Genomic DNA, 9,233 nt, shown 5'->3' with positions numbered 1-9,233 from the left:
GGGTCGGCACGCACCGGGCGGGGTTGCGGGTGGTGGTGCTGTATCCGCTCGATGCGTTGCAGACTGAGGGCGCCAACGCGTTGCTCAAGACGCTGGAGGAGCCGCCGCAGAACACCGTGTTCCTGCTGGTGACGGACCGAATCGACCGCATCCTGCCAACCATCCTGTCGCGCTGCCGGCAGTTTCCGCTGCAGCCGCCGCAGCCTGACGCCGCGCGCCAGTGGCTGGAGCAACAAGGCGTGCCACACGCGCAAAGCCTGCTGGCGGAGTTCGGCAATGCGCCGCTGGCCGCGCTGGCGGCCGCCGAGTCAGAGGACCGTCCGCTGCTGCAATTTTTGCTCGAACAGCTTGGCCAGGGCGCAAAGCTGGACGCGCTGGCCACGGCTGATCATTTACAAAAATTGTCGGTCCCGGCCGTTCTCAGTACCATGCACCGGTGGGTCTTTGACCTGATGGCGGCGCGGTTGGCGGGGGGGCCGCGCTACTTTCCGGCGCAGCACGATGCCTTGCAACGTTGCGCAAACACCATCCCGCTGGATCGCCTGGAACGTTTTGCGCGTGCCTTGCCGCAACGGCGCCGAACCGAGCAACATCCGCTGGCGGCAAGGCTCGTCATCGAAAGTCTTTTGCTGGATTACCGGCAGCTCTTTCCGGCTGCCTGAACCCGAACCCGCACCTGAACGTTTGCACTCTCTGGACACCCTGTGAGCACTGCACCTCTTCGTACGCCCGGCACTCCTGTCACCCCTGGCACGCCCACTGCGGCTGGCACGGCTCCGGGCGCGCCGACCCGTCCGGGCATCGTGTCGCTGGCCATCAAGGATGAAGCCGGCCTGCACGCCGCCTACATGCCGTTCCTGAGGAACGGCGGCATCTTCGTGCCCACGCAGCGTCCTTATCGGATTGGCGAGGAAGTTTTCCTCGTGCTGTCACTGCTGGACCGCCCGCAGAAGTATCAGGTGGCCGGCAAGGTGGCCTGGATCACCCCGGTGGGCACCCCCGCCAAGACGCCGGGCATTGGCGTGCATCTTGGCGAAGACGAGCAGTGCCGTGTGCTGCGTCGCGTGATCGAGGAGTTGCTTGGTAAGCAGATCAACTCGCAGCGCCCGACGCAAACCCTCTGATTTTTTCCTGATACGGCGCAAGAAGTTTGCGGTGTAAATTACTGATTATTCGATGTTTGTTGATTCCCACTGCCACATCAACTTTCCCGACCTGCGCGCGCGCCTGCCTGAGCTGCTGACGCGCATGCGCGAGAACCGCGTTACCCATGCGCTGTGCATTTCCGTCACACTGGAAGATTTTCCGAGCGTGCTGGAGATTGCCGAGCAGGAGCCCAACGTGTACGCGACCGTGGGCGTGCACCCCGATGCCGAAGCGGATGTTGAAGAAGGCAGATCCATTGAAGAGCCCACGCTGGAGCGTCTGCTGACCCTTGCTGATCACCCGCGCGTGGTCGGCATTGGCGAGACCGGTCTCGACTATTACCGCTTGGGTGACCGCACCGTGGCCGACATGGAATGGCAGCGCGACCGCTTTCGCACGCATATTCGCGCGTCAAAGCAGACCGGGAAGCCGCTGGTGATCCACACACGCTCGTCGGCCGACGACACGCTGGCCATCATGCGCGAAGAGGGCGCGGAGGCCGCACGCGGCGTTATGCATTGCTTTACTGAGACCTGGGACGTGGCCAAGGCCGCACTGGACCTGGGTTTCTATATTTCCTTCTCGGGCATCGTGACGTTCAAGAACGCGGTGGACCTGCAGGAAACCGCCAAGAAGGTGCCGCTGGACCGCATGCTGATCGAGACCGACTCGCCGTACCTTGCGCCGGTGCCGTTCCGAGGCAAGACCAACGAGCCGGCATACGTGCGGCACGTAGGCGAATTCCTGGCCACGTTGCGGGGCGAACCGCTGGAGCGCATCGCAGGTGTAACAACCGAGAATTTCTTCCATCTATTCAATGCAATACAGCGATAACTTGACGCAAATGATGAACAAGATCGCGCTGGCTGCGGCGCTGACGATGGCGTTGTCAGGCGCAGCATTCGCCACGCCGCAGGACGATCTTCGCAACGCCGTCGAGTACAACCGCCCGGCGCTGGTGCAGAAGTACATTGCGCAGGGCGTAGACGCGAACTTGAATACGCGCGATGGCACGCCGCTGCTTGTGGATGCGCTCAAGGACAAGAACATTGAGGTGGCCGAGGCGCTCATCCGCGCCAAGAACATCGATTTCGAGCGCACCAACGCCGCCGGCGAAAACGCGCTGATGATGGCCGCCTACCAAGGCCTGCTGCCCATCGTGAAGCTGCTGGTGGAAACCTACGACGTGGAGGTCAACAAGACCGGCTGGACCGCGCTGCATTACGCCGCCACCAACGGGTATGACGACATTGTCAAATACCTGCTCGACCACGCGGCCTATATCGATGCGGAAAGCCCCAACGCGACCACGCCGCTGATGATGGCGGCCATGGGCGGGCACATCACGACCGTCAAGCTGCTGCTGGACGAGGGCGCCGACATGAACCTGCGCAACCAGCAGAAGATGGACGTGATCGACTTCGCCAAGCGGTATCACCAGGATGAAATTGCGGCGGGGCTGGAGTCACGCCGGCGCAAGCTGGCGGAACAGGCGGGCAAGCCTGCTCCGGTGGCGGCACCCGCGGCGGCTGTCCCTCAGCCTGCCAAGGCAAGCGCGCCGGATGCACCAACGCCAATGCCGATGCCGGCACCCAGACGGGACGCAGCGGCACCCAGCCCGGCTGGTCAGGATACGATCGGCACACCCACCAACATGCTGTTTGACAGCAATCGCTAGACGCTAGACGCGCGGCCTGAATGGCGCGGCAATTGAGCCTCGGTGGCGGTTGTGATGCGTCTCACGCCCGCCGCGCCAGCCGCACTCCGGTGAACTGCCACCGCTGATGCGGATAGAAGAAGTTGCGATACGTCGCCCGCAGATGCCCCTCGGGCGACACGCATGATCCGCCGCGCAGCACCATCTGGCTGCACATGAACTTGCCGTTGTATTCGCCCACGGCCCCTTCGGCCGGCTCAAAACCCGGGTATGGGCCATAAGGGCTGGCGGTCCATTCCCACACATCACCGAACAGTTGACGCAGGCTGCCGGCCTCGGCGATGCCGTGGTCGGGCAACGGCCGTAGCGCGCCCCGGCCGGCGAAATTGCCTTGCACGGGCAGACCTTCTGCGGCGTGCTCCCATTCGGCTTCAGTCGGCAGGCGGGCGCCGGCCCAGCGGGCGTAGGCGTCGGCCTCATAAAAGCTGACGTGCGTGAGGGGCGCATCCAGATCCACCGGCTGCAGGCCGTGCAGCGACATCTGCTGCCAGCCTTCGGCTTCGTCGATGCCGGCGCGCCAGTAGAGCGGGGCGTCAATGCCTTCGCGCTGCACCCACGCCCAGCCGTCGGACAGCCACAGGGTTGGCTGCCGATAACCGCCGTCCTGCATGAAGGCGAGCCACTCGCGGTTGGTGACGGGATGCGTGGCCAGTGCATAAGGCTCCAGCCAGACGGTGTGGCGCGGGCCTTCGCAATCGAACATGAAACCGGTATCGGACTCGGTTTTGCCGATCTGCACGGCGCCGCCCTGGAAGCTGACCCAGCCCGGTTGCGCGGGCGCCGCATGCACGCGTGGCGGCGGTGCGTCGGCATAGGCGGGGCATAGCGGGTTCTGTGCGAACAAGTGGAGCAGATCGGTCAGCAGCAACTCCTGATGTTGCTGCTCGTGGTGCAGGCCGAGCGTCACCAGGCGGGCGAGGTCATCGGTTACACCATCCGCCAGCAAGCGCTGCATGGCCGCATCAACGTGGGCGCGATAGGCGCGCACCTCGTCGAGTGTCGGGCGGGTGAGCATGCCCCGGCGCGGGCGCGGGTGCCGCGCGCCCACCGTCTCGTAGTACGAATTGAACAGGTAGCGGTAGCGCGCATCCGGCGAGCGGTAGCCCTGCACGTTCGGGCCCAGGATGAATTCTTCGAAAAACCACGTCGTATGGGCCAGATGCCATTTGGCGGGGCTGGCATCGTCCATCGATTGGACGGTGGCATCGGCATCGGACAGCGGCGCGGCCAAGGCCAGGGATTGGGCACGGACCACGCCGTAGTGTTGCATCAGCGCGGGCAAGGCGGTGGTCGGCACATCGAAAACGGGCGATACACGCATGGTGTCTCCAGAGCAGGCAGCGAGAACAGCACAGCAGCAAGTGGGCCATGCCGTTGCGCGCGCATTGGCGTACGCCGCTTGCCCATTTTCGTAAGAAGCATATGCGAGCTTTGTAACTTTGCCACGCACAACACCGGCGATGCTGCATTGCGGCGACGGCTGCACTGCAGCATCGATTGTCATGAAATAGTCACTGCGCACACCTAGGATGTAAACGTTTACAAATTCCAGGGGGCACGCAGTGGGCAGCAGCATCAAGGACGTAGCGACGCATGCCGGCATTTCGATTGCCACGGTGTCGCGAGCGGTCAATACGCCGGAGCGGGTGAGCGCATCGACGCTCGCCCGTGTGCAGGCCGCCATGGATGCGCTTCACTACCGCCCCAACGCGCTGGGCCGCCAGTTACGCGCCGAGCGCACGGGCTTGCTGGGCGTGGTGCTGCCGTCGCTGGCCAACCCTGTGTTTGCCGAATGCATGCAGGGCATCGAGGAAGCCGCGTCCATCACGGGCCAGCGCGTGATGCTCATGACGACGGCCTACGACCGCGAGCGTGAAGCCCGCGCCATCGAGACCATGCTCGAGCAACGCGTCGACGGCCTGATCCTGACCGTGGCCGATGCCGCCGCCAATCCGCATCTCGATCGCCTCGACGCCGAGCGTGTGCCTTACGTGCTCGTCTACAACGACACGGTCGGCCAGGCGCGCATTCCTGCCCGCTGCTGCGTAACGGTCGATAACCGGGCGGCCGCGCGCGACGCCATCCGCGCGTTGCTCGCGCAGGGGCATCGTCAAATCCGCATGCTGACAGGAACGCTGGCGGCGTCGGACCGCGCTGCGCTGCGTCACGACGGCTACCGCGAAGCGCTGGAAGCGGCCGGCATTGCGCCGCAGCCGCCCGTCGAAATTGATTTCAATGCCGATGCCATGCTGCCCGCCGAGCTGGCCCGCCTGCTGGCCCCGCCGCGCCCGACCGCCATTTTCTGCAGCAACGACCGCCTTGCGTTGCTCACCATCCGCTCGCTGCGCGAGATGGGCCTGCGCGTGCCAGAAGACGTGAGCGTGGTTGGCTTCGATGGCTTGGCGATGGGGCAGTGGCTTTCGCCCACGCTGGCCACGGTGGCGCAGCCGCATCGCCGGATCGGCACCGACGCAGCCATGGCACTGGCTCGCCGCATCACCGGCGAGGCGGTGCCCTCGATTACGTTGCCGCACCGTCTGCTGGCGGGCGGCACGCTGGCCCGTGCGCCGGCTGAAGCGTCTCTCTCCGTTGTTTCTTCCCTCACGTCTGATACGCAAGGAGCGTCTCGATGAAACGTCTCGTTCAATGGCTGCGCGCGTGCGGCCTCGTGGCTGCCGGCGCATTTGCCGTCGCTGCGCCGGTGCAAGCCCAATCGGCCGGCCAGCAAGTCGCCATCTGCTACAACTGCCCGCCCGAATGGGCCGACTGGGCCAGCCAGATCAAGGCCATCAAGGAAAAGACCGGCATCACCGTGCCGTTCGACAACAAGAATTCCGGCCAGGCCATCGCGCAGATGCTGGCCGAGAAATCGCACCCCGTGGCTGACGTGGCCTACCTGGGCATCACGTCCGCGTATCAAGCCAAGGAAAAGGGTCTGGTCGCCAACTACAAGCCCAAGCACTGGGAAGACATCCCTGCCGGCATGAAAGACCCGGATGGCGCGTTCTTCTCGATCCACTCCGGCACGCTGGGCTTCTTCGTCAACAAGGACGCATTGGAAGGCAAGCCCGTGCCGCGCTCCTGGAAAGACCTGCTCAAGCCCGAATACAAGGGCATGGTCGGCTACCTGGACCCGAGCAGCGCCTTCGTCGGCTACGTGGGCGCCGTGGCGGTCAACCAGGCGCTGGGCGGCACGCTCGACAACTTCGGCCCGGCCATCGAGTGGTTCAAGCAGTTGAAGAAGAACGCGCCGATCGTGCCGAAGCAGACGGCCTACGCTCGCGTCGTGGCAGGCGAAATCCCCATCCTGCTCGACTACGACTTCAACGCCTATCGCGCCAAGTACAAGGATCACGCGAACGTGGAATTCGTGATCCCGCAGGAAGGCACGATTGCCGTGCCGTACGTGATGAGCCTGACGGCCGGCGCACCGCATGCCGAGAACGCCAAGAAGGTGCTGGATTTCGTGCTGTCGGACGAAGGCCAGACGCTGTGGGCCAACGCCTACCTGCGCCCGGTGCGCGCCAGCGCCATGAGCAAGGAAGCCGCCTCGCGCTTCCTGCCGGCCAGCGAATACGCCCGCGCAAAGACGGTCGACTTCAACAAGATGGCAGCCGGCCAGCAGGCGTTTGGCACCCGTTACCTGAACGAGGTCCGCTGAGCATGAGCACCGTCACCCGAACCACCTTGCCCGACGATGCGGTATTGCCCGCACGGTGGCGGGTGGCGTTGCTGGCGCCGGCCGTTGCACTGTTCTGCGCGTTCTGGCTGCTGCCCATGGCGGCGCTGCTGCGTGTGAGCGGCAGCGATGGCCTGATCGCCACCTACACGGCCGCGCTGACCACACCACGCTATCTGGGCAGCCTTTTCTCGACGGTGGTGCTGTCGGCGGCGGTCACCCTGGCGACGCTCATTCTCTCGACCATCGCCGGGCTGTTTCTGGTGCGCCACAACGTGCCGGGCAAGCGGATGATTACCGCCATGCTGACGTTCCCGCTGGCGTTTCCCGGTGTGGTGGTCGGCTTCATGGTGATTTTGCTGGCGGGGCGGCAGGGCCTGCTGGGCGATGTCACGCACAAGCTCATCGGTGAGAAATGGGTCTTCGCCTATTCCATCGGCGGGTTGTTTCTTGGCTATCTGTATTTCTCGATCCCGCGCGTGGTGTTGACGGTCATGGCCGCGGCGGAAAAGCTTGATCGTTCATTGGAAGAAGCGGCGCGCTCGCTGGGCGCATCGTCGTGGCAGGTCACGCGCGATGTGCTCGTCCCGGGCTTGGCGCCCGCGCTCATCGCCTCGGGGGCGATCTGTTTTGCCACGTCGATGGGCGCGTTCGGCACGGCCTTCACGCTCGCCACCGACATCGACGTCTTGCCGATGACGATCTATACCGAGTTCACGCTCAATGCCGGGATTGCCATGGCGGCCGCGCTGTCGGTTGTGCTGGGCGTGGTGACGTGGCTGGTGCTGGCGATTGCGCGCACGGCCGCCGGCGGACAAGCGGGGGCGGCGGCATGAAACGCGCTTTGTCTGCTGCGCAGTGGATCATCACGCTGCTGCTCTGCCTCTTTCTGATCGTCCCGGTCGTCCTGTCGATGGCCGTGGGGCTGACACGCAACTACATCCGCGGATTCAAGAGTGGCTGGACGCTCGATTGGGTCGCCCAGGTCTGGGATATGTATCAGGCGTCGATCTGGATGTCGCTGCTGGTGGCGCTGTGCACGCTGGTGATTGTGCTGGCGGCGGGCGTGCCGGCCGGCTATGTGCTGGCGCGGCGCCAGAGCCGCACGAGCCGCCTGATCGAAGAATTCCTGACACTGCCCGTGGCGCTGCCGGGCCTGGCGACTGCGCTCGGGCTGATTGTGGCGTACGGCGGCTTTGGCGGCTTTCGCGAGAGCTTGTGGTTCATCGTCGTTGGCCACGTGGTGTTCACGCTGCCGTTCATGGTGCGCTCGGTCGCAGCCGTGGCGGCTGGCCAGAACCTGAAGACGCTGGAGGAGGGCGCCGCTAGCCTGGGCGCGTCGTTCTGGCAGCGCTTTCGCACCGTCGTGCTGCCCAACGTGCAGCCCGGCATCCTGGCGGGCGCGTTGACGGTGGTGACGCTCTCGGTGGGCGAATTCAACCTCACCTGGATGCTGCACACGCCCGAAACCAAGACCCTGCCGGTCGGCCTGGCCGATACCTATGCGTCGATGCGCCTGGAGATTGCCAGCGCCTACACGCTGATCTTCTTCGTCATGATCGTGCCGCTGCTGGTGCTGATGCAGCGCTTTGGCGGCCTGCGAGTGAACAACGGAAAGGCTTCCCGATGAGTACCGAACCCCTACACCTCGCCCCCGTGCCGATCCGGCTGCGCGGCTGCGGAAAACACTTCGGCGGCCAGCGCGTGCTGGAGTCGATGGACCTCGATATCGCCGCCGGGGAGACCGTCGTGCTGCTCGGCCCGTCGGGCTGCGGCAAAACCACCACGCTGCGCATCGTCGCCGGGCTGGAGGCGCCCGATGCTGGCGGCACCGTGCACTTTGGCGACGAAGACGTCACCGCGCGCCCGATCGAGCGCCGCCGCGTCGGCATGGTGTTCCAGAGCTACGCGCTGTTCCCCAACCTGAGCGTGCGCGGCAATGTGGAATACGGCCTGCGCATCCAGCGCCGGCAGAACGGCTTGTCTGACACGCAGATCAGCGCCCGGGCGAACACGCTGCTGGAGATGATGCACCTCACGCCGTACGCAGACCGCGGTGTGGATCAGCTCTCCGGCGGGCAGCGCCAACGTGTGGCACTGGCGCGCGCGCTGGCGCCCGAGCCGCGTGTGCTGCTGCTCGACGAACCGCTCACAGCGCTCGACGCCAAGCTGCGTGAATCCGTGCGCGCAGAGATGGACCGCTTGCTGCGCAGCCTCGGCATCACGACCATCTACGTGACGCACGACCAGGAAGAGGCGATGGCGCTAGCGGATCGCATTGTCGTCATGGAAGCCGGCCGCATTGCGCAGATCGGCACGCCGCGCGAAATCTACTTCCAGCCCGCCAACCGGCACGTGGCGGATTTCATCGGGATCATGAACCGCCTTGACGGCACACGGCAGGATGGCGCGTTCGTCTGCGCGGGTGGCCGCGTCCTCGTGCCGGCTGGCGAAGGCAACGCCGTGTTTTTCCGCCCCGAAGATGCCGTGCTGGCGGACCCTGCCCAGGCCGCGCTCAAGGGCACGGTCGAATCGGCGGTGTTTCTCGGTTTCCGCACCCGCGTGCGCGTGGCGGGCGTGTCGGCCATGCCGCTGTTCATCGACGTGCCCGGCCGCCAGCAGTTTGCGCCGGGCCATGCGGTCGGCTTCGATGTTCCGGCAGACCGCCTTCTGACCCTGCAAGCCTGATGC

The 9,233-nt window shown here is 65.2% G+C and carries 10 protein-coding genes; 9 read left to right on the top strand and 1 reads right to left on the bottom strand.

Annotation, left to right across the window (positions count from 1 at the left end; translation table 11 throughout):
- The 4 genes from ACCD03_RS15735 to ACCD03_RS15720 form a co-directional block, all read left to right on the top strand.
- Nucleotides 1-662: DNA polymerase III subunit delta' (locus tag ACCD03_RS15735; RefSeq protein WP_413412227.1), on the top strand; the 662-nt coding region annotated here is incomplete at its 5' end.
- Between the two features lie 42 nt (nucleotides 663-704).
- Nucleotides 705-1,124 carry a PilZ domain-containing protein gene (locus ACCD03_RS15730; protein WP_413412226.1) on the top strand — a complete coding sequence of 140 codons (420 nt, stop codon included), beginning with the start codon at nucleotides 705-707 and terminating at the stop codon, nucleotides 1,122-1,124.
- Between the two features lie 52 nt (nucleotides 1,125-1,176).
- The gene (locus ACCD03_RS15725; protein ID WP_413412225.1) at nucleotides 1,177-1,980 is read left to right on the top strand and encodes a TatD family hydrolase; all 804 of its coding nucleotides are present in this window, start codon (nucleotides 1,177-1,179) and stop codon (nucleotides 1,978-1,980) included.
- A complete protein-coding gene (locus ACCD03_RS15720) occupies nucleotides 1,964-2,824 on the top strand; it encodes an ankyrin repeat domain-containing protein (protein WP_413412224.1) in 861 nt (286 codons plus the stop codon). The genes ACCD03_RS15725 and ACCD03_RS15720 overlap by 17 nt, the downstream gene beginning before the upstream one ends.
- Nucleotides 2,825-2,885: 61 nt before the next feature.
- Here ACCD03_RS15720 and egtB read toward each other — a convergent pair whose 3' ends face one another.
- Nucleotides 2,886-4,184: an ergothioneine biosynthesis protein EgtB gene (gene egtB, locus ACCD03_RS15715; protein WP_325649847.1), complete on the bottom strand. Its 1,299-nt coding sequence runs from the start codon at nucleotides 4,182-4,184 to the stop codon at nucleotides 2,886-2,888.
- A gap of 241 nt (nucleotides 4,185-4,425) precedes the next feature.
- Here egtB and ACCD03_RS15710 point away from each other — a divergent pair, with 241 nt between their 5' ends.
- The 5 genes from ACCD03_RS15710 to ACCD03_RS15690 are packed head-to-tail and all read left to right on the top strand — an operon-like array spanning nucleotide 4,426 to nucleotide 9,230.
- Nucleotides 4,426-5,496, top strand: a complete 1,071-nt coding sequence (locus tag ACCD03_RS15710) for a LacI family DNA-binding transcriptional regulator (RefSeq protein WP_045206343.1) — start codon at nucleotides 4,426-4,428, stop codon at nucleotides 5,494-5,496.
- Nucleotides 5,493-6,524: an ABC transporter substrate-binding protein gene (locus ACCD03_RS15705; protein ID WP_316675194.1), complete on the top strand. Its 1,032-nt coding sequence runs from the start codon at nucleotides 5,493-5,495 to the stop codon at nucleotides 6,522-6,524. The genes ACCD03_RS15710 and ACCD03_RS15705 overlap by 4 nt, the downstream gene beginning before the upstream one ends.
- Nucleotides 6,525-6,526: 2 nt before the next feature.
- Nucleotides 6,527-7,378 carry an ABC transporter permease gene (locus ACCD03_RS15700; protein ID WP_325649841.1) on the top strand — a complete coding sequence of 284 codons (852 nt, stop codon included), beginning with the start codon at nucleotides 6,527-6,529 and terminating at the stop codon, nucleotides 7,376-7,378.
- Entirely contained in the window at nucleotides 7,375-8,172 is a 798-nt protein-coding gene (locus ACCD03_RS15695) for an ABC transporter permease (RefSeq protein WP_325649839.1), read from the top strand. The genes ACCD03_RS15700 and ACCD03_RS15695 overlap by 4 nt, the downstream gene beginning before the upstream one ends.
- Nucleotides 8,169-9,230, top strand: a complete 1,062-nt coding sequence (locus ACCD03_RS15690; RefSeq protein WP_024975674.1) for an ABC transporter ATP-binding protein — start codon at nucleotides 8,169-8,171, stop codon at nucleotides 9,228-9,230. The genes ACCD03_RS15695 and ACCD03_RS15690 overlap by 4 nt, the downstream gene beginning before the upstream one ends.
- Nucleotides 9,231-9,233: the final 3 nt, after the last annotated feature.

Origin of the sequence: Ralstonia sp. Ralssp135 (assembly GCF_047304345.1) — a bacterium.
Taxonomy (GTDB): domain Bacteria; phylum Pseudomonadota; class Gammaproteobacteria; order Burkholderiales; family Burkholderiaceae; genus Ralstonia; species Ralstonia chuxiongensis.
Note: the sequence above shows the minus strand (reverse complement) of the source record. Positions and strands in the feature narration are given on the sequence as shown.